This window comes from Rhodoferax lithotrophicus, assembly GCF_019973615.1.
GTDB lineage: Bacteria > Pseudomonadota > Gammaproteobacteria > Burkholderiales > Burkholderiaceae_C > Rhodoferax > Rhodoferax lithotrophicus.
On record NZ_AP024238.1, the window covers coordinates 2952691 to 2977220 of the forward strand.

A 24530-nucleotide genomic window follows, 5' to 3' on the forward strand; every position below is an offset into this window, starting at 1 on the left:
TGTGTATCAAGTCAATGAGGCAACAGAATTGACTGGCTTGACCTGATCTGACGTCTTACCAAATCTCCGCTCACGCCCTGCATAAACTGCAATGGCAGCATCCAATGCCGCTTCATCAAAATCCGGCCAAAGAGTTTCCGTAAATTCAAATTCTGCATAGGCAGACTGCCACAGCAAAAAATTACTGATGCGCAACTCACCTCCAGTACGAATCACCAAGTCAGGGTCGGGCACATGAGACAGAGCCAAGTTTTGATTTATATCTTCTTCCGTGATGGGCAAACCCATTGCATTCAATTTCGCAGCAGCTTGGACAATATCCCAACGTCCACCATAGTTGAAACACACATTCAAAACCAACTGATGGTTGGATGCAGTGGAAGCTTCAGCCTGCTCAATACTTTTCAAAACTCTGGCAGATAAGCCTTTTCGCTCACCAATAAACCGCAGCTGAACACCATCTCTGTTAAGTTGCGGCACCTCACGAGCAAGCGCTATGGCAAATAAATCCATGATGCCCGACACTTCATCAACAGGGCGTTGCCAATTTTCAGATGAAAAGGCAAATACAGTCAGAACACGCACGCCACGCGCATCACAGGCTTTAACGCAGCGTTTAAGCGAATCAACACCTTGCTTGTGGCCAGCGATTCGCGGCAAAAAACGCTTCTTGGCCCAACGACCATTACCATCCATCACGATGGCAATGTGATGGGGAACAAGTGGGACACTCATGACGGCTTAAACCGCCATGATGTCATGTTCTTTGGCTGCCACCAACTGGTCAATGGCAGCAATATGTTTGTCTGTTACTTTTTGTACATCAGTTTCGCAACGTTTTTGCTCATCTTCGGAAGCCAATTTATCTTTCACTAACTTCTTAACGGCCTCATTTGCATCACGTCGAAGATTCCGCACAGCCACCTTGGCAGTTTCACCTTCATTGCGAACCAGTTTAGTGAGTTCCTTACGCCGCTCTTCCGACATCAGTGGCATCGGAACACGAATCAAATCCCCCATGGATGAGGGATTAACACCCAAATCACTGTCACGAATGGCTTTTTCAATTTTGGCCCCCATGCCTTTTTCCCAGGGTTGTACGCTGATCGTACGGGAATCAAGCAAAGACACGTTCGCCACTTGGCTGACCGGCACCATTGCGCCGTAATAGTCCACATGCACAGCATCAAGAATGCTTGGATTGACGCGGCCAGTTCTGATTTTTGTCAGGTTATGCTTAAAAGATTCGATCGACAGATCCATCTTGGCTTCAGCATTTTTTTTGATATCAACAATCGGCATAAATTCCCCTTACACAACGTTCAATTTAACTCTGAAAACAGAATTTTGAGACGCTCAGGCGTACACCAGAGTTCCTTCATCTTCACCCATCACCACACGTTTGAGAGCCCCATGCTTGAAGATCGAAAAAACCTTCACTGGTAATTTTTGATCACGACACAATGCAAATGCCGTCGCATCCATGATGCCCAGATTTTGGGAAATAGCTTCATCAAACGAAATTTTGCTGTACCGCGTTGCCGTTGGGTCTTTCTTGGGATCTGCCGAGTACACGCCATCTACTTTGGTGGCCTTCAGCACAATTTGCGCGCCAATCTCAGCCCCCCGCAAAGCGGCTGCAGTATCCGTGGTAAAAAAAGGATTGCCTGTTCCGGCAGCAAAAATAACCACTTTACCCTCTTCCAGATATTGCAAGGCCTTGGGGCGAACATAAGGTTCAACCACTTGCTCAATGGCAATAGCAGACATCACACGCGCAGTCAGACCCGCCTTATTCATGGTGTCACCCAATGCCAAAGAGTTCATTACTGTAGCCAACATGCCCATGTAATCAGCAGTAGCACGATCCATCCCGACCGATCCACCAGCCACTCCACGAAAGATATTGCCCCCTCCGATCACCACCGCCACTTCTACACCAAGACGAGTCACCGCAACAACTTCATTCACAATCCGCACAATGGTGTCACGATTGATACCGAATTGATCGTCCCCCATAAGAGCCTCACCTGACAACTTCAGCAAAATTCGCTTGTAAGCAGGATTGGAAGTAGTCATGTAATGCTCCTGAGGAAATGATGTGAAATGAAGGGGGAATAAACAGATGAATTAAGCAGCCTGCTGGGCAGCAGCCACTTGCGCAGCAACTTCAGCCGCAAAATCATCCACTTTTTTCTCAATCCCCTCGCCCACGACATAAAGCGTAAATGCTTTGACAGTGGTGTTCGTGGCCTTCAACATTTGTTCAACGGTTTGCTTGTCATTTTTAACAAATGACTGATTGAACAGAGAGACTTCCTTCAAATACTTTTGCACGCCCCCTTCAATCCGTTTTGCCACAATTTCAGCAGATTGAACTGGCTTACCAGCAGCGGTAGCCACAGCAGCGTCTTCAGCCGCTTTGGCAGCTGCAACAGAACGCTCACGTGCGACCAATTCAGCAGGCACGTCGTCACTTGACAAAGCTACCGGCTTCATAGCCGCCACGTGCATAGCCACGTCCTTGGCCGCCGCAGCATCACCCTCAAACTCCACTACAACACCAATACGCGTGCCATGGAGATAAGAGGCCAGCTTGGCACCGGAAGCAAACCGTTTAAACCGACGGAAACTCATGTTTTCGCCGATTTTTCCGATCAATCCTTTACGGACATCTTCCAGCGTTGGACCAAAGCCATCTTGAGCATATGGCAAGGCACCCAGAGCTTCCAAATCAGCCGGTGCATTTTTTGCAACCAGTTCAACCGCCGCATTGGCCAGAGCCAGGAAGCTATCGTTCTTGGTTACGAAGTCCGTCTCGCAGTTAACTTCCATTAATGCACCAATATCACCACTGAGGCTACTCACCACAACGCCTTCGGCAGTGATTCGACCAGCGGCTTTGCCCGCTTTACTGCCCAATTTAACTCTCAGCAACTCCTCTGCCTTGACCATGTCACCTTCAGCCTCCGTCAGAGCGCGCTTGCACTCCATCATTGGCGCATCAGTTTTGCCACGAAGTTCAGCAACCATGCTTGCGGTAATTGCAGCCATTTTTATTCTCCAGATTCAGTTCAATTATTTAAAAATTTAATTAAAAAAAAGGGGCAACAAAGCCCCCTTTTTTGGGGTGAAAGACAACTCAGGCAACTGCCTCATTGACTTCCACAAATTCATCGGTATTTTCTGCGGCAACTGCCTTGACCACATCATCAACAGCGTTAGCACGGCCTTCCAGAATTGCATCTGCAATGCCACGCGCATACAAAGTCACAGCCTTGGATGAATCGTCATTACCCGGAATCACGTAGTCAACCCCTTCTGGCGAATGATTGGAGTCCACCACAGCGATCAATGGAATACCCAATTTACGCGCTTCAGCGATTGCAATTTTGTGATATCCCACATCAATCACAAAAATAGCATCAGGCAAAACAGCCATATCTTGAATGCCGCCAATGTCTTTTTCCAGCTTTTCCAGCTCACGAGCAAACATCAATTGCTCTTTTTTGCTCATACTATCCAAGCCAGCTTCTTGTTGAAGCTTCATATCCTTGAGACGTTTGATGGAAGTCTTGACTGTTTTAAAATTCGTCAACATACCACCCAACCAGCGCTGATCCACATAGGGAACACCAGCACGCTGAGCTTCTTGCGCAATAGTTTCACGCGCTTGGCGCTTGGTACCAACCATCAACACCGTACCACGATTAGCGGAAATTTGACGAACAAATTTCGCAGCCTCCTGGAACATAGGCAGGGATTTTTCAAGATTAATGATGTGAATCTTGTTACGATGCCCAAAGATAAAAGGGGCCATCTTGGGATTCCAGAAGCGAGTTTGGTGACCAAAATGAACACCTGCTTCCAGCATTTCGCGCATGGTAATTGCCATGTATTACTCCAAAGGTTAAGTCTAAAATCCAGCTCGTTTGCGGCACTACCTTGAATCATTTCAGAAGAGTGCAACACACCTTGTTAAAGCTAGTTTGCGGATATGCTTGATAAAACACTTTCTCAAGCCTGTCGAGTATAACAGCTGGCATTTCGGTTTTCAGAAACCAGCCTCCCCTGCGGCCCATGCTCTATCGGCCACCCACCCATGACTGGGCACCCCCTGCACAGATCCGTACTTGCCCAATTCGGGCCTACGACTTTTACCTTGGCTACTTGACGACAAGGTGCTGTGGTGGCCATGGATGAACAATTCTTGACGCAGAGGGAAACTCATCGGCAGCTCAGTTGAGCGTGTACTCCCACGTCAGGTTGTGCTTCTGGCCACGTCGTCGTCACCATCACCACGCCAATAGAGAAGGGCTTATCGCGCTTTAGAAGCGATAGCGCGCTGACAAGCTTGTAACTCCAACGCGGTCAGTGCGATCACCCGCAAATTTTATGTCTTGTGACTCATATTGCAGAACACCCGACCACTGCGGTGTGAACAGATATTCGGCACCTATGCCGTAAGAGAGACCAAAGTCGTCCTGTGTACCCGCCACGATGCCAGAAGCCGGATTAGATGAAACTTCCGTATGGCTATAAGTGGTACCAATCTTGCCCAACAGATTGAAATTGGCGTTCACCGGCATCTTGCCAATCAAACTCAGGTTAATACCTTGGGCTTTGGTTGTACCTCCCGCACGGTTGACCGTGCCAAAGTTTGTCACACCCAATTCCATGCCCACATTGCTGTTGAAAAATGCACCGCCACGAAGGCTGTAGGCAGTGTCGCCTTGATCAGAGCCAAACACCCCAATGCCATTACCCAGTGAGTAGTCAGATTGCCCAACACCGAATTCAATGTAGGTACTGCCAGGGGCATAGAGGCTGGATGAGTTGCTTTGGGCTTGTACCCCCATCACAACGGTAGACATGGCTGCAGCGATGAATAGGCGAGAGTAGAGGGTTGAAAATTTTTTCATGGTCAGTTCTTTGCTTGGATGTAGTTAATGAATCACACGCGTTCTATGCGCTGTTTGAGGATAGTCAGCGCTTGAATAGTCGTCTGTGTGATGGCACACGCAAGGAGAAACATGCGGAGGTACATCAGCGTGAACCGGTTCCGACGAGATCCACCACTGAAATACGGCCTGGTCAAGAAATGACACACACAAAACAAAACAGCATTAACTATCAAAAATGTAGCTTCTTGCGCTTTCCGATAAAGGGCTAGAGGCCAATTTGACTCTTTTTTTATGGAATAACAGTGAGCAGAATCGAGCGTATGTTTTGTCATTGATTTTGAGGTTTTCTAGCCTCTAGAGCTTATGAATAATGCCTGAGAAGCTATAAGTCTTATAGCTTCCAACACTCCACTCAAATCTGTTCAAAACGGAAGACCAAGCCCCATCCAGCACGCTCACGGTAGCCACACTGTCAAGGATAGGCCCTGCGGCATCGTTGACGGGGGTTTTTAGCCACGGTCTTGCTTGGGCAGATGTTTCATTTGTTGATCCATTTCAGAAGGAGCAATCACTGGTGTGACTGGCGTTGTGGGAGACTCTGAGAGCGGCACGATGGGTGCAATCTCCAGGGGTACTTCTGGAACCGCTACAGGTAGTGTGAGTTGAGGTGTATCAGGAAGCTCTGACGTAACCGTCAGTTTGTCTTCATCAATGTTGTGGTCAGTACCCAATGTGCCAACATCGCCTGTAACTCCAGTCGCACCCACCAAACCCGTCACGCCTATTGATCCAATCGGGACCGCAGAACTTGTCAAACCGGTTGCGCCATCTTGACCTGCAGCACCTGTAGCACCCGTCAAGCCATTTGCCCCTGCAATACCAGCAGTTCCTGTTAAGCCTGTAGCACCGGTTAATCCAGTTGCTCCATCATTTCCGACTTGACCGGCTGCACCTGTTGCACCAACCGCACCTATTGCTCCGGCCAATCCAGTTGCACCTGCTGCTCCGGTTAAGCCAGTAGCTCCTGCTGAACCTGTCAAACCGGTTGCGCCATCTTGTCCTGCAACACCGGTTGGTCCTGTTAAACCTGTAGCACCAACCGCGCCTACTGCTCCGGTCGAGCCGATCAAGCCAGCTGCTCCCGTCAGTCCAGTTGCACCTGCAACACCATCAGCTCCAGTTAACCCCGTCGCCCCAGTTAGTCCCGCAGCTCCATCAGTCCCAGCCAGTCCGGCTGCTCCAGTTAATCCTGTAGCTCCATCAGTTCCGGCTAGTCCGGTTGCCCCTGTTGAACCTGTAGCACCAACCGCCCCTACTGCTCCAGTCGATCCGATCAAGCCAGTTGCTCCCGTCAGGCCAGTCGCACCTGTAACACCAGCAGCTCCAGTTAACCCCGTCGCCCCAGTTAGTCCCGCAGCTCCATCAGTTCCGGCCAATCCAGTTGCACCTACTGCTCCGGTCAAACCAGTTGCTCCTGCTGAACCTGTCAAACCTGTTGCTCCATCTTGACCAGCAACACCGGTTGCTCCCGTCAAGCCAGTCGTGCCAGAAGCTCCAGTTAGTCCAGCAGCTCCAGTTAATCCTGTAGCTCCATCAGTCCCAGCTAGTCCGGTTGCCCCTGTTGAACCTGTAGCTCCAACCGCCCCTACTGCTCCGGCCGATCCGATCAAGCCAGGTGCTCCCGTCAGACCAGTTGCACCTGCAACACCAGCAGCTCCAGTTAAACCCGTCGCCCCAGTTAGTCCCGCAGCTCCATCACTCCCAGCTAGTCCAGTTGCTCCTGTTGAGCCAGTCGCTCCCGTTAAACCAATTGCACCTGCAGCTCCATCTGTTCCGGCTAAACCAGTTGCACCTACTGCTCCGGTCAAGCCAGCTGCTCCAGTTGCACCTGCTGAACCTGTCAAACCGGTTGCGCCATCTTGTCCTGCAACACCGGTTGGTCCTGTTAAACCTGTAGCACCAACCGCGCCTACTACTCCGGTCGAGCCGATCAAGCCAGCTGCTCCCGTCAGTCCAGTTGCACCTGCAACACCATCAGCTCCAGTTAACCCCGTCGCCCCAGTTAGTCCCGCAGCTCCATCAGTCCCAGCCAGTCCGGCTGCTCCAGTTAATCCTGTAGCTCCATCAGTTCCGGCTAGTCCGGTTGCTCCTGTTGAACCTGTAGCACCAACCGCCCCTACTGCTCCAGTCGATCCGATCAAGCCAGTTGCTCCCGTCAGGCCAGTCGCACCTGTAACACCAGCAGCTCCAGTTAACCCCGTCGCCCCAGTTAGTCCCGCAGCTCCATCAGTTCCGGCCAATCCAGTTGCACCTACTGCTCCGGTCAAACCAGTTGCTCCTGCTGAACCTGTCAATCCGGTTGCTCCATCTTGACCGGCAACACCTGTTGCTCCTGTCAAGCCAGTCGCGCCAGTTAGTCCAGTTAATCCAGTAGCTCCGTCAGCCCCAGCTAGTCCGGTTGCCCCTGTTGAACCTGTAGCACCAACCGCCCCTACTGCTCCAGTCGATCCGATCAAGCCAGTTGCTCCCGTCAGGCCAGTCGCACCTGTAACACCAGCAGCTCCAGTTAACCCCGTCGCCCCAGTTAGTCCCGCAGCTCCATCAGTTCCGGCCAATCCAGTTGCACCTACTGCTCCGGTCAAACCAGTTGCTCCTGCTGAACCTGTCAATCCGGTTGCTCCATCTTGACCGGCAACACCTGTTGCTCCTGTCAAGCCAGTCGCGCCAGTTAGTCCAGTTAATCCAGTAGCTCCGTCAGCCCCAGCTAGTCCGGTTGCCCCTGTTGAACCAGTTGCACCAACCGCGCCTACTGCTCCGGTCAATCCGATCAAGCCAGTTGCTCCCGTTAACCCAGTTGCACCTGCTGAACCTGTCAAACCGGTTGCGCCATCTTGACCTGCAACACCGGTTGCTCCCGTCAAGCCAGTCGCGCCAGCAGCTCCAGTTAATCCTGTAGCTCCATCAGTCCCAGCTAGTCCGGTTGCCCCTGTTGAACCTGTAGCTCCAACCGCCCCTACTGCTCCGGCCGATCCGATCAAGCCAGGTGCTCCCGTCAGACCAGTTGCACCTGCAACACCAGCAGCTCCAGTTAAACCCGTCGCCCCAGTTAGTCCCGCAGCTCCATCAGTCCCAGCTAGTCCAGTTGCTCCTGTTGAGCCAGTCGCTCCCGTTAAACCAATTGCACCTGCAGCTCCATCTGTTCCGGCTAAACCAGTTGCACCTACTGCTCCGGTCAAGCCAGCTGCTCCAGTTGCACCTGCTGAACCTGTCAAACCGGTTGCGCCATCTTGACCTACAGCACCAGTTGCTCCCGTCAAGCCAGTCGCGCCAGCAACTCCAGTTAATCCTGTCGCTCCATCAGTCCCAGCTAGTCCGGTTGCTCCTGTTGAACCAGTTGCACCAACCGCGCCTACTGCTCCGGTCAATCCGATCAAGCCAGTTGCTCCCGTCAGACCAGTTGCACCTGCAACACCAGCAGCTCCAGTTAAACCCGTCGCCCCAGTTAGTCCCGCAGCTCCATCAGTCCCAGCTAGTCCAGTTGCTCCTGTTGAGCCAGTCGCTCCCGTTAAACCAATTGCACCTGCAGCTCCATCTGTTCCGGCTAAACCAGTTGCACCTACTGCTCCGGTCAAGCCAGCTGCTCCAGTTGCACCTGCTGAACCTGTCAAACCTGTTGCGCCATCTTGACCAGCAACACCGGTTGCTCCCGTCAAGCCAGTCGTGCCAGAAGCTCCAGTTAGTCCAGTTGCTCCAGTTAATCCTGTAGCTCCATCAGTTCCAGCTAGTCCGGTTGCTCCGACTGAACCTGTAGCACCAACCGCCCCTACTGCTCCAGTCGATCCGATCAAGCCAGTTGCTCCCGTCAGGCCAGTCGCACCTGTAACACCAGCAGCTCCAGTTAACCCCGTCGCCCCAGTTAGTCCCGCAGCTCCATCAGTTCCGGCCAATCCAGTTGCACCTACTGCTCCGGTCAAACCAGTTGCTCCTGCTGAACCTGTCAATCCGGTTGCTCCATCTTGACCGGCAACACCTGTTGCTCCTGTCAAGCCAGTCGCGCCAGTTAGTCCAGTTAATCCAGTAGCTCCGTCAGCCCCAGCTAGTCCGGTTGCCCCTGTTGAACCAGTTGCACCAACCGCGCCTACTGCTCCGGTCAATCCGATCAAGCCAGTTGCTCCCGTTAACCCAGTTGCACCTGCTGAACCTGTCAAACCGGTTGCGCCATCTTGACCTGCAACACCGGTTGCTCCCGTCAAGCCAGTCGCGCCAGCAGCTCCAGTTAATCCTGTAGCTCCATCAGTCCCAGCTAGTCCAGTTGCTCCTGTTGAGCCAGTCGCTCCCGTTAAACCAATTGCACCTGCAGCTCCATCTGTTCCGGCTAAACCAGTTGCACCTACTGCTCCGGTCAAGCCAGCTGCTCCAGTTGCACCTGCTGAACCTGCTGAACCTGTCAAACCGGTTGCTCCATCTTGACCTACAGCACCAGTTGCTCCCGTCAAGCCAGTCGCGCCAGCAACTCCAGTTAATCCTGTCGCTCCATCAGTCCCAGCTAGTCCGGTTGCTCCTGTTGAACCAGTTGCACCAACCGCGCCTACTGCTCCGGTCAATCCGATCAAGCCAGTTGCTCCCGTCAGACCAGTTGCACCTGCAACACCAGCAGCTCCAGTTAAACCCGTCGCCCCAGTTAGTCCCGCAGCTCCATCAGTCCCAGCTAGTCCAGTTGCTCCTGTTGAGCCAGTCGCTCCCGTTAAACCAATTGCACCTGCAGCTCCATCTGTTCCGGCTAAACCAGTTGCACCTACTGCTCCGGTCAAGCCAGCTGCTCCAGTTGCACCTGCTGAACCTGTCAAACCGGTTGCGCCATCTTGACCAGCAACACCGGTTGCTCCCGTCAAGCCAGTCGTGCCAGAAGCTCCAGTTAGTCCAGTTAGTCCAGTTGCTCCAGTTAATCCTGTAGCTCCAGTTAATCCTGTAGCTCCATCAGTTCCAGCTAGTCCGGTTGCTCCGACTGAACCTGTAGCACCAACCGCCCCTACTGCTCCAGTCGATCCGATCAAGCCAGTTGCTCCCGTCAGGCCAGTCGCACCTGTAACACCAGCAGCTCCAGTTAACCCCGTCGCCCCAGTTAGTCCCGCAGCTCCATCAGTTCCGGCTAGTCCAGTTGCTCCTGTTGAGCCAGTCGCTCCCGTTAAACCAATTGCACCTGCAGCTCCATCTGTTCCGGCTAAACCAGTTGCTCCTGCTGCACCAGCAGCTCCAGTTACTCCTGTAGCTCCATCAGTCCCAGCTAGTCCGGTTGCTCCTGTTGATCCTGTAGCACCAACAGCCCCTACTGCTCCGGTCGATCCGATCATGCCAGTTGCTCCCGTCAGACCAGTTGCACCTGCAACACCAGCAGCTCCAGTTAAACCCGTCGCTCCTGTTGAACCAGTCGCTCCAACTAGTCCAGCTACACCAGTTGCTCCCGTTAACCCAGTTGCACCTTCAGCTCCATCAGTCCCAGCTAATCCAGTTGCACCGACTGCTCCAGTTGCTCCTGCTGAACCTGTCAAACCGATTGCACCATCAAGGCCTTTATCGCCTTTTGCTCCCGTCAAACCCGAAGCACCTGCTGCGCCAGCAGCTCCAGTTAACCCCGTAGCACCGGTAAGTCCAATCGCTCCATCTAAGCCAGCTAGTCCGTTTGCACCGGTAGCCCCTGTCAAACCAATTGGACCTGCAACACCCATCAACCCCGTCAAGCCAATGGCTCCCCCCGGGCCAGTTAGTCCGGTTGCACCAGTGGCTCCCACTGAACCCGTCAAACCAGTTGCACCAATCGCACCGGTTGCCCCAATAGCACCTGCGATGCCGTCTGCACCAGTTGCCCCCGTGGCTCCAGTAGCGCCTGTCGCACCAGTCAGGCCCTGCAAATACACCAACTCGTATTGCGACAGCGTCGCGCCGCTGCTCAGAGTGAAGTTACCGGTGTAGTCCGTCGGCGCGGTGTAGGACAGCGGGTTGTAGATCCTGACCGCACCCGGTCCGGTGACCGCCGCTGCGGGTGTGCCAGGTGTGAAGATCACGTTTCCGGTGCCCATGCCGTCGTTGCCAGCACTCAGCACCATGTTGCCCCGGGTCAAGGTGAGTGCCGCGGTCGCAATGTTCACACTGTTTCCAGAGACCCAGCTCATATTTCCGTCCGTCGTGGTGACGGCTGTGAGAGTGTGCGTGCCATCTTTCACCACATTGGTATCACGCACGGCAGTAGAGCTCACGCTGCCGTTGGTGGTGGTGATGGCCTCAAGCACGTTGACATCACGTCCGGCATCCATCACCAGACTGCCCTTGGTGGCCGTGATCGCTGCGTTGATGACCACATCACGAAAAGCGCTCAATGTCAAGATCGTGGGCGCGCCCGATGCCGTCCAGGTGACAGGCTCATTGACCAATACATCGCCGTTCACCCCTGCTGTGCCGCTACTGCTCAGCAAAGTGACATTGGTTGTCACCAGGTTGCCGCTCAAGGCGGCACCCGAGATGTCTCCCGCAGCTGCCACAGTAAAGTCGTTGGGGTCGATCAACCACATCCCTGAATGACCTTGCTCGGATCGGGTGGTGACGACTGCGTTGTCAGCCACTTTGACATGCGCTGCCGATGTTTCAATCATGCCGCCATTGCCCCCCAATGGGGCCGAGGCATCAAGAAAGCCGCCCACATTTACCGTGGCACTTTGCATGTCACCCATCAGGCGAATGCTGCCGTTGTGCTTCTCGACGGTCTGCGCCTGAATCACCCCGGTGTTGTTGATGGCGTTGTAAGGTGTACCACCGTTGGTCAGCGTGGTGAGCAGCACCTGCCCCCCATCGGCCTGAATCAACCCACTGTTGGTGGCACTGGCTTGCGCGACACCTTGACTGGCTTTGACATCCCAATAACCGTCCGCGGCGCTCGTCATGGTCACCGCGCCACCAGCGGCCAGTGCCACGCTGCCGAGCTTGGCTACGATCACCCCTTGGTTGGCCACACTGGCCCCCAACAAGGCCACGTAACCGCCGCTTGCGGCATTGATGTTGGCGAGATTGACCACAGAGGCCCGGCTATCGCCAGCGAACTGGTAGGTGCCAGCAGTCAAGTCACTGCTTGTCAGGTTCAAGGTAGAGGCCACCAAGCCGCCCACATTCACCGATGCACCTTGACCAAACACAATGCCATTGGGGTTGATCAGGAACAGGTTGCCGTTGGCTGAGAGTCGCCCCAGAATGCTCGACGGGTCAGCACCCAGCACTTGGTTGACGGCCACAGATCGGATGCTCGGTTGGAAAAACTGCACCGATTCCAGCTGTCCAATGCTGAAGCTCTGCCAGTTGATGAGGGTGTTGGCACTGGTCTGGGTAATGGTCATGCTGCCAGGCCCTTTGGCAATGCTGGCGTTACCGCTGTTGACCGTGCCGCCAACCGGCAAAGCCTGAGCCGCCTGAATGAGCGTCAGCAAGATGCACACCGTCAGCACCTTGAGGGGAAAACGCCCTGGAATGAGGTCACGCGTGGGGCAACTCGTCACGCTCGTTTGGTGATTCCGGTTAATTCGGTTGATGTGGTGCATAAGATGCTCCTGAACTTTCACAAAATTTGGCTCGGCGAATGCGCGAGGTCGGTCGGTCTTTTAAAAAAACTTCACCGCCCGCAGCCAGAAGCGACCCGATGCATCGGGCGCAGAGCGTGCAGGCTCTGTGCCCAGCTTATGGGCATAGATCGCTTGCAGCACAAAGTCACTGGTCACCCACCAATTCAAGCCGCCCCCCAGCGCACGCAGAGTCCTTTGGTTGGGCTCCAGCGTCCAGGGGTTGGCGTTGAGCTTGACACTGCCAACATCCACAAAACCAATCAGCTGCATCTGACCCGGCAAGCGCAGCGACCCATGCGGCAACTGGTATCGGCCCTCCAGCGTCAGCAAATAGCCTTGGTCCCCAAAGGCCTCGCCCTCGGGGTAAGCACGCACACCGTACATGCCGCCAAGCTCCATTTTTTCCGAGATGTCCAGATTTTTGGAGGTAAATTGCCCACGAATCCCGGCAAAAATAGCCAAGGAATTGCTCACACGTTGGAGTCGGTTCGCCCTGAACCCCAGCTTGTTGAAGCGCCCATTGCTTTGCGCCGCTGCCGCATCAAAAGCCCGTGTGCCAGCCGTGAGGATGTTGATCGTGCCCGATGTCAGCGAGAGAGAATAACTGTTGTCGCCACCACCACCCAAGCTGTCACGGTGGTCGCCACTCACACTGGCCGTCAGACCACGTGAGGTTTTGTCGCTCACCGAGCCCACTGAATCCATCCGATCCTGGAACCGCTTGCTGTCATAAGACAAGCCAACATACAGGTTGCGATTGGGCGACCGAATCAAGGGATAGTTGCCGTAAAAACTGGTGGTCTTTGCCGTGCCGTTGGCCAATAAGCTCTCAAAATCCTGGCCCAAGGTGTACTCCAGACTGCTGTAGGCCGCACCCACCCGCATCTTGCCAACTTGCAACTGGTATGAGGCGCGAAAGTAATTCAGCCCTTCGCCAGAAGTCAATAAACGCAGGGTTGCCACGTCGCCCTGCCCCGCGGGCTCATTGAGACTGATGGTGGCCCCAATGTTGGTCTCTCCGGTATAAAAATTGCCGGCATTGTCGGCATCCATACTGCCGGTCACGCGCCGACCAGGCAACACATCGACCAACAAGTCCGTCGTACCGTAAGCCGCGCCAGGCACCAGCGTCGAATTCAGCTTGACACCCGGTAAATCAGATAGCAACAGCAAATGGCTCTGTAGTGGTTCCGCCCTCACCGTGTCACCCACGGACAGTCCCTCCATCAGATCGGTGATCACATCACCCGCAATGTTGGTCTGATTACGCACCAGAATTTTGCCGTAGCGCCCCTCAATCACAGCAATCGTCACGGCACCATCGTTGATATTCTGTGCCGGCAGGTAGGCTTGTGCAACCGGGTAACCGTTGACCTGGAAATACTGGGTAATTTTCAGGGCCATGCCTCGCAGTTCGCCCAGTGTCAACGCACTGCCGGGCTGAAAACCTGTCAGCGCAATCAAATCAGCCTCGGCAAACGCCTGTGACCCAGTCACCTGCAAGCTTTTGACCACAATTTTCAGCAAGTCGAGTTCAGTCGCCACAGGGCTCGGCACACTGTCATGCTGAATATCGACCTTCGGAGGTGGCGCGGGCATCGCCTCAGGAGACTGCAGCGGCTGCAATGCCCCTCCAGTCACTGGCGGCGGCGCGGCCATGGCAGCAGAACTCAATGCGAGAACTGAAATAGACAAGCAATTGGAAATTTTCATGACGATTGCCCCAGGGGGAGCCTAGGACTGAAGATGGCGGTAAGTCAGTCTGCGCGCGATGATGCGGGTGTATCTGTGCTATGGCGTACACAGTGTGTGTGCCAACTCACCCATGTGGGAAGTTTCCTTCAAACGCCGTGGCTTCAACACCCATACGTCGGCGGGTGGTTCAGTTAGGCACACCATCAGCGGTAGCCCCAACTGTCCGCGGTGTCAAAGTCCACTTTGCAGTTGCATCCTCTTAAAGCTTTAGCCTATAGCGCTTATTTGATAAGCGTGCACAGCTATTGTTTTTGAACTCACCTACCAACTCAGGCTTGAGCAAATCGCTCTGCACGAGCCGCTTCCAATACTTGATCTGCAGTTACAGCCAATGAATCCGCAGGTGTGTTATCGGCCAGCCACGGGTTCGGTTGGGCAAACCAGCTAGCCATCTCCCAATCGTTGTAAACACCTACCAGCTCAGCCAGCACGTTGCTCAAACCAGTGCGCAACGTCATGCCCACCGGATGAAATTGAAACAAGGGCAACCAGAGTTTGGATTGCCATTCAATACTGACCACCTCCCGCTTGACCAGCCAGGCAGCCAATGGGGAGATGTCGCCCACGCCTTGCCGCTTGAATCGGGCTGCCACCTCTTGCGCCCGTGCCAAGCCACCACTGTGCCGAAATGCATTGAGCAGTGCCACAAATTGGTTGTTTCGCACACGTTCCTGAGCCATCCGACTGGCATAACTTTCAGCGCTTGGCATGGGCAATGCGCCCCAGGCTTTTGGCGACAACTCAGACCTTGGTAAGGTGGTGATGGGCATGGGTGTATCCTTAAAAAGAACCCTACGGTAGGCGCAGCACGGCAACAAGGTCTGTGCGTTGGCTAACCCTCTTGAAACAACGTGAAGCCCATGTGGGTCAGGCGCAGCGTTTCAACCCATCCCTTCAGAACCGTTCGCCAGCGCACAGACCTGGCCTTCATCTGTATGGATACTCAATTTGTCTTGCACGATACCCATCGGGCTTGTGCCAAACAACCCTGTCAAACCGCCGTAATAAGTTGTTTTGACAACCTTAACCCCATGCCTGCCTGACATCAAAGCCAGTCGGGTGGAGCATTGACATGAACCCAACACCCACAACTCATCACACCTGGTGTACCGCCGCTCATAGTGATGCAACAGCTTGTTTTCACGCAGATTTGGCAAGCTTGGGGGTTCACCTCAACGGCTGTCCGCAAGTCCATCGTCATTTATTGACTTTGTATGGCGCAGGTGCCTCTATTCACGGATTTGTGGCTACCCGACTCGTCACCACCTTAGTGGTCTTGGGAACACTTTTGGGACTCGTCTATTGGGTGCTTTAACGCGCATGGCGCGACCCACCTTACGCTCGTTGCTGCCCAGCGCACCACCCGCGTTGTGCCAGATTCTGGACAGCGCACACGGTGTCATCCAAGGCCCCATACGCTCTGAGATTTTTGGCCCCCAGCGCTTTGCACAACATGGCCGCAGCCTGGGACAAACACATCGCGCCACACGGGTTTCATCACACGGGGCCAATTTTTTCCCACGCCTGCAGAACAATCTGAGCACGCTGCGCGAAGCGCACCACTACATTGGCATTCAGGCCAACACCGGTTACGACATCAGCCCCGCAGCCGAGTGGCTGCTGGACAACTTTCACCTGATTGAAGCCCAACTCAGCGAAATCCATGCCGGGTTGCCACGCAGCTACTTCTCGGCCTTACCCAAACTGATCGATGAACCCCTGCCCGGCCTGCCGCGTGTTTATGGCATCGCCTGGGCCTTTGTGGCACACACCGATGGCGCGTTTGACGAAGCCATGCTGGCGCAATTTCTGTGCGCCTACCAAGAGGTCTGCGAGCTGAATTTAAGTGAAATGTGGGCCTTTCCCACCACTTTGCGGGTGGTGCTGATCGAAAATCTGCGCCGTTTGGCCGAGCAGGTGGCCGCCAACAAGGCTGCACGCGAAGCCGCCAACCTCTGCTTTGACCAACTTGGCCACACCGGACTGGACACAGTTTCAGCCTTGCTGGCGTTGCTCAATGCGCGGGGTGTCGGGCGTGTTTTTCTGGTGCAACTGGCCTTGCGTCTGCAAGACCTGCGGCTGACCGAGCCATCCCCCGAACAAACCCTGTTTCAGGACTGGCTTCAACAGGCCTTGCCTGACCCCGCCAGCACGCAACTGCAGCAAGGGGTTGACCAGGCCGCTGACAATCTGAGTGTCAGCAATGCCATCACCTCGCTGCGGGCCATTGGGGATGCCGATTGGCCCGACATCATTGCCCGCACCAGCACCCTGATGCGCCTGATGCTGACGTCCCCCGTCTTTGAGGCCGAGGCCACCCTCACCCGCGACCAAACCCTGCACGCCATCGAAAAGCTGGCACTGCGCTGCAAGCAGTCCGAGCTGGCCGTGGCCCACACCCTGCTGGCGCTCATGACCACCCCCGAGGCAACCAACGATGTGGGTTCGGTGGCTGCCCACTGGTTACAGGGTCGCGGCCAGCCCCAGTTGTGGCAGGCCTTGGGGCTCTCCAGCCGGGCTGTGAAAGTACGGCAATTTCTGGCCCACCATCTGATCCTGCCTGCGTATCTGGGCGCATTACTGGGCTTTCTGAGCCTGCTGCTTTGGCTGTTGCTGCATCGCAGTGGATCCCCCTTGGGCATGACCCTGGCGGTGCTGCTGCTGGCCTTGCTTCCCGCATCCGAGGCGGTCGTCGCCGTCATCCACCGCCTGATCAGCGAGTCGGTTCATCCGCAACACCTGGCACGCCTGGCCCTGGCCCATGGCATCCCGAGCGAACATCGGGTGATGGTGGTGATTCCCTGCATGCTCACCAGCCTCCACGGCACGCAGGAACTGGTCAAACGCCTGCAACTGCATTACCTGGCCAACCCCGAACCGCAGGCCCAGTTTGCCTTGCTGAGCGATTGGGCAGATGCCCCAACCGCCGTGACCGACACCGATGCGGCGCTTCTGGCACAAACCCTGCAAGGCATACGCACACTCAACACCCTATACCCCCGACGCGAAGACGAAGCCAACCCCACACCACGTTTCATCCTCTTGCACCGGCCACGCCACTACTGCGAGTCCGAGCAGTGCTGGATGGGTTGGGAGCGCAAACGCGGCAAGCTGGAATTACTCATCACCGCCTTGGCCCAGGGCCACAGTACCGCCTTCCATGATCTGGGTGAAGCCAGCACCCTTGCGCCCGGCACGCAGTACGTGGTCACGCTCGACAGCGACACCCAGTTGCCGCCAGGGCGACTGCGTGAATTGGTCGGTGTGGCCGCGCACCCCAACAACCTACCCCGCCTGTCAACCGATGGCCGCACAGTGCTGGGCGGCTATGGCATCTTGCAGCCGCGCGTGGCCACGCCGCTGCCTGCGGTGAAGGAATTCACGCTCTACCACTGGCTGTTTGCCGGGCAATGCGGCATAGACCCCTACAGCGCCGCGAGCTCCGAGATTTATCAGGATGTGTTTGCAGAAGGCTCTTTCACTGGCAAAGGCCTGCTCAACGTGCGCGCCCTGCATGCGGTGCTGTCGGGTCGTTTGCCAGAAAACCAGGTGCTGAGCCACGATTTGCTGGAAGGCTCCATGGCCCGCTGCGCCGCCGTGAGTGACCTGGCCGTGGTAGAAGAAGCCCCTTTTCACGCCGATGTGGCGGCCTCACGGGTGCACCGCTGGACACGCGGCGACTGGCAACTTCTACCCTTCATCGGGTCTCCAGGCCATTACAGCCTGAAACCAATTCACCTGTGGAAGATGCTTGACAACCTGCGCCGCTCACTCGTCGCGCCCTTGTCTTTGGCCTTGCTACTGAGTAGCTTGATGGGCTGGGTGCTGTCACCCTGGGTGGCCCTGGCGCTGATATTTGCAGCCTTCTCAGCCGGGCCGGTGATGGGGGCGCTGGTCGGTTTTGCCCCCAGCCGCAGCCATGTCGCCAAGGGGCCTTTCTACCATGCAGCCCTGATGGACCTGGCGCGTGCGCTGTGTGGCGGCGCATGGCAACTGGCCCAGTTGATGCAACAGTCGCGGCTGGCGCTCGATGCCATTGGCCGGGCGCTTTACCGCATGAGTGTGAGCCACCGCCACCTGCTGCAATGGACCACGGCGGCCACCGCCCAGGCACAAGCCCAAACCGGATTCCAAGCCATCTTGCGCCAGCACCGCATTGAGCCACTTTTGGCCTTACTGCTGTTGGCTGCCTTGCTGGGGGCACCCACCCCAGCCCCCTGGCTGGCGGCGGCCCTGTGTCTGCTGTGGGCAGCCTCACCACTGGGCACCTGGTGGGTCAGCCGAGTCTGTCCGGTAGACGAGGACCTGCCCTTGACCCCACCCGAGCAGCTTTATCTGAGCGGCATTGCGCGTGATACCTGGCGGCTTTTTGAGCGTTGTGTCGGCCCGGATGACCTCCACCTGCCGCCCGACAACCTGCAAACCTCGCCACATGACATGCTGGCGCACCGCACCTCACCCACCAACATCGGCCTGTACCTACTGGGCGTAGCTTGCGCACGCCAGTTGGGTTGGATCGGCACCCAGGACATGCTGACCCGGCTGGAAGCCACGCTGGGTTCCTTGCTCACGCTGCAGCGCCACCGTGGTCATTTCATGAACTGGTACGACACCCAAAATGGCCAGCCCCTGCTGCCCATGTATGTCTCTACCGTGGACAGTGGCAACCTGAGCGGCCATTTATTGGCCGTCGCCCAGGCTTGCCGCGAACTGGCGCAGGCTCCTTTTGACACCCAAGCCGGTTTGCAAGCGCTCAACGATTTAAAACGGCGGCTGCACCCCTTGCTGGCACAGCGCAGCACCCTGGCTGCGCCCCAGCGCGCAGAACTCAAATGGCTGCTGGCCGACTATCGCAACACCTTGCGCTCGGCCAACCTGGATGTGCAGACACACATTGAGCAAGCACCCAGTACAAGCGCCATGCCGGAACGTCTTCTCGCGCTGGCGCATGCATTGGAGCAACTGGCCTGGCAAGCCGATTTCAGCTTCCTCTACAGCCACCGCCGCCATCTGTTTCACATTGGCTACCGGGTCGCCGAGCAACAGCGTGATGCTGGTTTTTATGACCTGCTGGCCTCCGAGTCGCGCCTGACCAGTTTGCTGGCCATTGCCAAAGGTGATGTACCGGTGCGCCACTGGAGCGCTTTGGGACGGCCATTTTTTGCCGTGGGCAGCCATGCCGGATTACGCTCCTGGATCGGCTCCATGTTTGAATACCTCATGCCCAGCGTGGTGCTGGACGAGCCTTATGGCAGCGTGTTGCATGAGGCCTGCCACGCCGCACTGCGCGAACAAGCCACCTTTGCCAAAGTACAGGGTGTGCCCTGGGGTATTTCAGAGTCGGCCTATGCGGCCAGCGATTTCACGCTGGCTTACCAGTACGCACCCCACGGTGTACCCCGGCTGGCGCTGCGGCGTACACCCCCTGACGAGCTGGTGATTGCACCCTATGCCACCGCCCTGGCCGCCCAACTCTCACCACAGCTCGCCCTGCATAACTTTGAGGCCTTACAAGCCCTCGGTGCACGTGGGCGTTATGGTTTTATGGAAGCGCTGGACTATTCCACCACCGGGCGCACCGGCAGCGAGCCGTTCACCCTGGTACACACCTACATGGCGCACCACCAGGGCATGAGCATCGTGGCATTGGCCAATGTATTGCTGGGCGGCAGGGTACAGCGCTGGGGCATGGCCAATGCCCATGTGCAGGCGGTATCGTCACTGTTGCATGAACGTGTGCCACGTGAAATTCCGCTGCTGAAAACGCTACCGGTGGCACATCAATTGCAAGACCGGCGCAAGCGTGCGCCCGGCTTTTTGCGCGAATTAGTGGCGGGCTCCAGCGCTATTGAGCCCACCCACGTCTTGTCCAATGGTCGCTACAGCGTATTGCTGCGTGCCAATGGGGCAGGCAGCAGCCGCTGGGAAAAGAGCGGCATCACCCGCTGGCGCGATGATGCCCTGCGCGATGCCTATGGCAGCTTCTTCTACCTGCAATGGACGGGGCAGCCCCAAGCCTGCTCCATCACCCAGCACCCGGCACCCGACCCTGCGGCGGACTACCACAGCCAGTTCCATGCAGATCGGGTCTGCTTTGATGCGCAGTGGAACGACATACAGGCCCACACCACGGTGTGGATCAGCCCGGAAGACGACATCGAATTCCGGCAAGTCGAGCTGCGCAACCTGAGTGACCACGCCCTCGATGTGGAACTCACCTCGGCCTTTGAAGTCACGCTGTCTGACCCGCGTGCCGATGAAGCCCACCCGGCGTTTACCAATTTGTTTGTCACCGCCGAATGGCTGGCCTCCCAACAGGCCCTGTGGTTTGAGCGCAAACCACGCCTGGCCAGTGAGCAAGGTCTGAGCATGGCGCATTTCCTCACCGACCTGAGCACACCCCTCACCAGCATCCGGCTCTGCACCAACCGCCAGCGCTGGCAAGGGCGCAACCACAGTGCCGACCAGCCCTTGGCCGACTTGATGGCCGCCCCCAACGCCCAGGAAAGCCAGGAAAATCAGGCCGTGGCGCTGGATACCGGGCTTGACCCGGTCTGCGCCCTGGCGGTCACCCTGCGCATTAAACCGGGTGCCAAAGCACGCTTGACGTTTGCCACCGCCGCATCCCCCAGCAGCCAGACGCTGCATGCCGTGGTGGACAAATACCGCCAATCGGGCAACGTGCAACGGGCTTCCCTGATGTCCGCCACCCTGACCGGCATCCGCCTGCGGGCATTGCGGCTCAATGCCGAGAACTTTTCGGCCATGCAAACCCTCACCAGCACCTTGACCCAAACCTTGACCCGTGTGCAAGCCCGCAGTGTCAGGCCAGAGAGCGCGGCCACCGAAGTATGTGACCGCAAGCTGCTGTGGCGCTTCGGTCTTTCAGGCGACCGCCCCATCATCCTGGTGCTGGCGGGTGTTCCCCAGGGCCTGGGTTTGCTGCGGGCGCTGGCCCAAGCGTTGAACCTGTGGTCATGGAGTCGGCTGGCCTGTGATCTGGTGGTGGTTAACGCCGAACCCAGTTCCTATTTGATGCCGCTGCAGCGCGACATCACCGCCCTGCGTGATCGCCACAACGCCGACTGTGCAGCCCACGGAGAACCGGCCAGCACCGGCTTTCTTTTGCTGCCCAGCCATGAACTCTCCACCGCAGAGCTGAGCACCCTGCACAGCCTTGCCAGGGTGTTGATCCATGCCGATGGCCGCCCCCTGGCCTTTCATGTGCAAGAGCTCAATCGCCTGCACGATTTGGCCCAAGAGCTGCGCCTGGACACCGACACCACCCCCCTGCCCATGGCCACCGTGGCCTTGGCGTGCACCCCTTCGCAAGGCACTTTTGCGGCCACCAGCGCAGACTTCAGCTTTGAGGTCAGTGCCACCCAGCGGCCTCAGCGGCCCTGGATCAACGTCCTGGCCAACCCCAACTTTGGCGCACACATCTCGGAAGCCGGTGGCGGCTACACCTGGGCCGTCAACAGCCGCCTGAACCAGCTCACCGCCTGGTCCAATGACGCGGTGGGCGACCCGCCTTCAGAGTGGTTTTTATTGCAAAACCGCAAAACGGGTGAGGTCTGGCGGCTAACCCCCAGCGCCGGGGTCGAAGAAGGCACCACCTTCCAAACCACACATGGCCAAGGCATGACCACCATCCGCCATCTGCGGGGTGCGCTGGAAGTCTCACTCACCTGGTGTGTGGATGCGGCCACGGCGGTCAAGCAGATTCATGTCTCGCTGACCCATCACGGCAGCAAAACCCAAAAATTGCGCCTGATCGGCATGGTGGAATGGCTGATGGGTGCCAACCGCAGCGACCGCGCCACGGTGCGCACCAGCGCGCTCCATCAACGCCTGCCCTCTTCTTCAGACAAATTGACCGCCTTGCTGTGTACGCAGCGCGACAGCTCTGCCGGGTTTGGCGGCGGCAGCGCCTTTTTTGGCATGGTTGGCCAAAGCGACAACCCACAACCCTGGACTTGTGACCGGCGTGAGTTTTTCGATGCCCGTGGCCGCATGGTGATCCCCGACTATCTGGGTGAGCACAGTGGCGACGGGCTCGACCCTTGCGCCGCCTTGTCCACCCACCTGATGCTCAGCCCCGGTGAAACGGTTGAGCACACCTATCTGCTGGGCTACGCCGCCACCCTGGACGGCGCACGCCAATTGGTCACGCTGGCTACCCAAACCACGGCCGACCTTCGCCTGGCACAGGTGCAAAAAACCTGGAACGATGTGCTAGGGGCCACCACCGTCACCACCCCGGACCCCCTGCTGGATGCCCTGGTGAACCGCTGGCTGCTTTACCAAACCTTGTCGTGCCGCTTGTGGGCCAAGGCCGGTTTTTACCAGGCCGGTGGGGCCACCGGTTTCCGCGACCAGCTGCAAGATGCCATGGCCCTTAGCTGGGCCGCACCGAAGCTGCTGCGGGCGCAAATTGTGCTATGCGCCGCCCACCAGTTTGAGCAGGGTGATGTCCAACACTGGTGGCACTCCCCTTTGGGCAACGGCGTGCGCACGCATTTTTCTGACGACTTGCTGTGGCTGGCGCATGCCTGCGTGCACTACCTGCGCAGCACCGGCGATGTGTCACTGATGAGCGAACTGGTGCCGTTTCTGGAGGGGCCCGCCATTGCCGCCGGGGCCGAAGATGCCTACTTCACCCCCAGCGTCAGCTCGCAGCGGGCATCGGTTTATGAACATGCCGCCCGGGCCATTGACCGCAGCCTGCAGGTAGGTATCCACGGCTTGCCGCTGATGGGCAGTGGCGACTGGAACGATGGCATGAACCAGGTGGGCATTGAAGGCCGGGGCGAATCCGTCTGGCTGGGCTGGTTTTTGTGCCAGTTGGTGGCCGACTTTGCCCCTCTGGCCTACCAGCGTGGTGATGCCGTGCGCGCCTTGCGCTGGGAACACGCGGCCGTAGGCTGGCAAGCCGCCTTGCTCGGCCCGGCCTGGGATGGGGCGTGGTTCAAACGCGCCTTTTTTGACAATGGCCAAGCCTTGGGTAGCCATGACAACCCCGAAGCCCAGATCGACCTGATTGCCCAGGCCTGGTCGGTGCTGTCCCACGCCGCCCCATGGGCCATGCAGCGCGCGGCCATGACGGCAGTGGATGCCCATCTGGTCAACACTGAGGCGGGCTTGATCCAGCTGCTGACCCCACCGCTGGTCAACGCCACCCCCAGCGCGGGTTACATCCAAGCCTACCCGCCCGGGGTGCGCGAAAACGGTGGCCAGTATTCCCACGCGGGCATCTGGGCGCTGATGGCGCAGGCTGAGCTGGCCCGGTCAACCGCCGGCGCAACCACCGAAGACAGCCCCCCCCCAAGCGATCAAACCACCGAAAGCGCCGGGGACAAGGTGTACCGTTACTTCACCTACCTCAGCCCGGCACACCGGGCCAGCCATCCCAGCCATGGCCCGGTCTATGGCCTGGAGCCGTATGTGATGGCCGGTGATGTCTACAGCCAGCCCCCTTATGTCGGGCGCGGCGGCTGGAGCTGGTACACCGGTGCAGCCGCCTGGTTACACCGCGCTGCCATTGAATCGCTGTTTGGTCTGAGCCAACAAGCCCAGACTCTGGTGTTTCAGCCCTGCCTGCCTGCACATTGGTCACAAGCCGAAATCACGCTGGTACGGGAAAAACGCCACATGCGCTTTATCTTGATGCGCTCCAGCGAAGCACAGGCGTTGGAGCACACCCAACAGTGGGGAGCCCAATTGCTGCGCCCCAACGAGCCGCTGCACTGGCCCGAGCTACCCGAGCAAAGCTGCTTTGTCATTCCCCTGCCCTTGGTGCGCCAGCACACCGACACCAGCCCGGTAAGCACCTAAAGTCCACCCATCGGCTGGGGTATTCCAGCTTTTCGCCCATCGGTGGTGGGGCTTTCACCATCAATACCCTTGGAGATTCACCATGAACATCAAAACTCTTCTTACCGCCGCCATGATGGCCGCCGCCCTGTTAACCACCGCCGGTTGTGCGGTAAGCCGCGGCCAGGAAACCGTGGGCGCTTATGTGGACGATGCCGGCATCACCACACTGGTCAAATCCCGCATGGCCGAGAGTAAAGCTGTCAGCGCCTCATCCATCAGCGTTGAAACGCTCAACGGTGTGGTCATGCTGTCAGGCTTTGCCAAGAGCAGCTCGGAAAAAGCCGCCGCAGAAAGCATTGCACGGGGTGTCAACAACGTGAAGTCAGTTCGTAACGAAATTGCCGTTCGTCCTTGACCCGGCCACTGCAAGAACCAGCTCGCACCTATCTTT

The 24530-nt window shown here is 57.1% G+C and carries 14 protein-coding genes and 1 pseudogene; 5 read left to right on the plus strand and 10 right to left on the minus strand.

The features are described 5' to 3' along the window. Positions 1–6: 6 nt before the first annotated feature. From uppS to LDN84_RS23005, 7 genes are all read right to left on the minus strand, one after another. Positions 7–735, minus strand: coding sequence for a polyprenyl diphosphate synthase (gene uppS, locus LDN84_RS13640; RefSeq protein WP_223904000.1), 729 nt, complete (start codon positions 733–735; stop codon positions 7–9). Between the two features lie 6 nt (positions 736–741). Further along, positions 742–1302 (minus strand): ribosome recycling factor, encoded by a 561-nt coding sequence (gene frr, locus LDN84_RS13645; RefSeq protein ID WP_223904001.1) that lies wholly within the window; start codon positions 1300–1302, stop codon positions 742–744. 54 nt (positions 1303–1356) lie between these two features. Then, positions 1357–2079, minus strand: a complete 723-nt coding sequence (gene pyrH, locus LDN84_RS13650) for a UMP kinase (RefSeq protein WP_223904002.1) — start codon at positions 2077–2079, stop codon at positions 1357–1359. Positions 2080–2130: 51 nt separating this feature from the next. Beyond that, positions 2131–3054 (minus strand): translation elongation factor Ts, encoded by a 924-nt coding sequence (gene tsf, locus LDN84_RS13655; RefSeq protein WP_223904003.1) that lies wholly within the window; start codon positions 3052–3054, stop codon positions 2131–2133. 88 nt (positions 3055–3142) lie between these two features. Further along, positions 3143–3895, minus strand: coding sequence for a 30S ribosomal protein S2 (rpsB, locus tag LDN84_RS13660; protein WP_223904004.1), 753 nt, complete (start codon positions 3893–3895; stop codon positions 3143–3145). A 433-nt stretch (positions 3896–4328) separates the two neighbouring features. Beyond that, positions 4329–4922 carry an outer membrane beta-barrel protein gene (locus LDN84_RS13665; protein WP_223904005.1) on the minus strand — a complete coding sequence of 198 codons (594 nt, stop codon included), beginning with the start codon at positions 4920–4922 and terminating at the stop codon, positions 4329–4331. Positions 4923–5413: 491 nt separating this feature from the next. Next, entirely contained in the window at positions 5414–6034 is a 621-nt protein-coding gene (locus tag LDN84_RS23005) for a hypothetical protein (RefSeq protein ID WP_276572400.1), read from the minus strand. A gap of 4894 nt (positions 6035–10928) precedes the next feature. On the opposite strand from LDN84_RS23005, the gene LDN84_RS13690 reads away from it, so the two are divergent. Together LDN84_RS13690 and LDN84_RS13695 are read left to right on the plus strand one after the other, a co-directional pair. Then, entirely contained in the window at positions 10929–11480 is a 552-nt protein-coding gene (locus LDN84_RS13690; RefSeq protein WP_223913300.1) for a hypothetical protein, read from the plus strand. Then, the gene (locus LDN84_RS13695; RefSeq protein ID WP_223913302.1) at positions 11477–12130 is read left to right on the plus strand and encodes a hypothetical protein; all 654 of its coding nucleotides are present in this window, start codon (positions 11477–11479) and stop codon (positions 12128–12130) included. The genes LDN84_RS13690 and LDN84_RS13695 overlap by 4 nt, the downstream gene beginning before the upstream one ends. Here the strand turns inward: LDN84_RS13695 and LDN84_RS23130 are convergent. From LDN84_RS23130 to LDN84_RS13710, 3 genes and pseudogenes are all read right to left on the minus strand, one after another. Further along, positions 12092–12487: pseudogene (locus tag LDN84_RS23130) on the minus strand (two-partner secretion domain-containing protein); the annotation flags it as partial. The gene LDN84_RS13695 and the pseudogene LDN84_RS23130 sit on opposite strands and share 39 nt — an antisense overlap. Positions 12488–12547: 60 nt before the next feature. After that, complete coding sequence (locus LDN84_RS13705; protein WP_223904006.1) at positions 12548–14221, minus strand: ShlB/FhaC/HecB family hemolysin secretion/activation protein; 1674 nt, start codon at positions 14219–14221, stop codon at positions 12548–12550. Positions 14222–14532: 311 nt separating this feature from the next. After that, the gene (locus LDN84_RS13710; protein ID WP_223904007.1) at positions 14533–15033 is read right to left on the minus strand and encodes a hypothetical protein; all 501 of its coding nucleotides are present in this window, start codon (positions 15031–15033) and stop codon (positions 14533–14535) included. Between the two features lie 302 nt (positions 15034–15335). Here LDN84_RS13710 and LDN84_RS13715 point away from each other — a divergent pair, with 302 nt between their 5' ends. The 3 genes from LDN84_RS13715 to LDN84_RS13725 all read left to right on the plus strand — a co-directional run bounded on the left by LDN84_RS13715 (position 15336) and on the right by LDN84_RS13725 (position 24494). Continuing rightward, the gene (locus LDN84_RS13715) at positions 15336–15578 is read left to right on the plus strand and encodes a hypothetical protein (RefSeq protein WP_223904008.1); all 243 of its coding nucleotides are present in this window, start codon (positions 15336–15338) and stop codon (positions 15576–15578) included. A gap of 5 nt (positions 15579–15583) precedes the next feature. Next, positions 15584–24097 carry a glycoside hydrolase family 94 protein gene (locus LDN84_RS13720; protein WP_223904009.1) on the plus strand — a complete coding sequence of 2838 codons (8514 nt, stop codon included), beginning with the start codon at positions 15584–15586 and terminating at the stop codon, positions 24095–24097. A gap of 82 nt (positions 24098–24179) precedes the next feature. Further along, complete coding sequence (locus tag LDN84_RS13725; protein ID WP_223904010.1) at positions 24180–24494, plus strand: BON domain-containing protein; 315 nt, start codon at positions 24180–24182, stop codon at positions 24492–24494. Positions 24495–24530 lie beyond the last annotated feature (36 nt).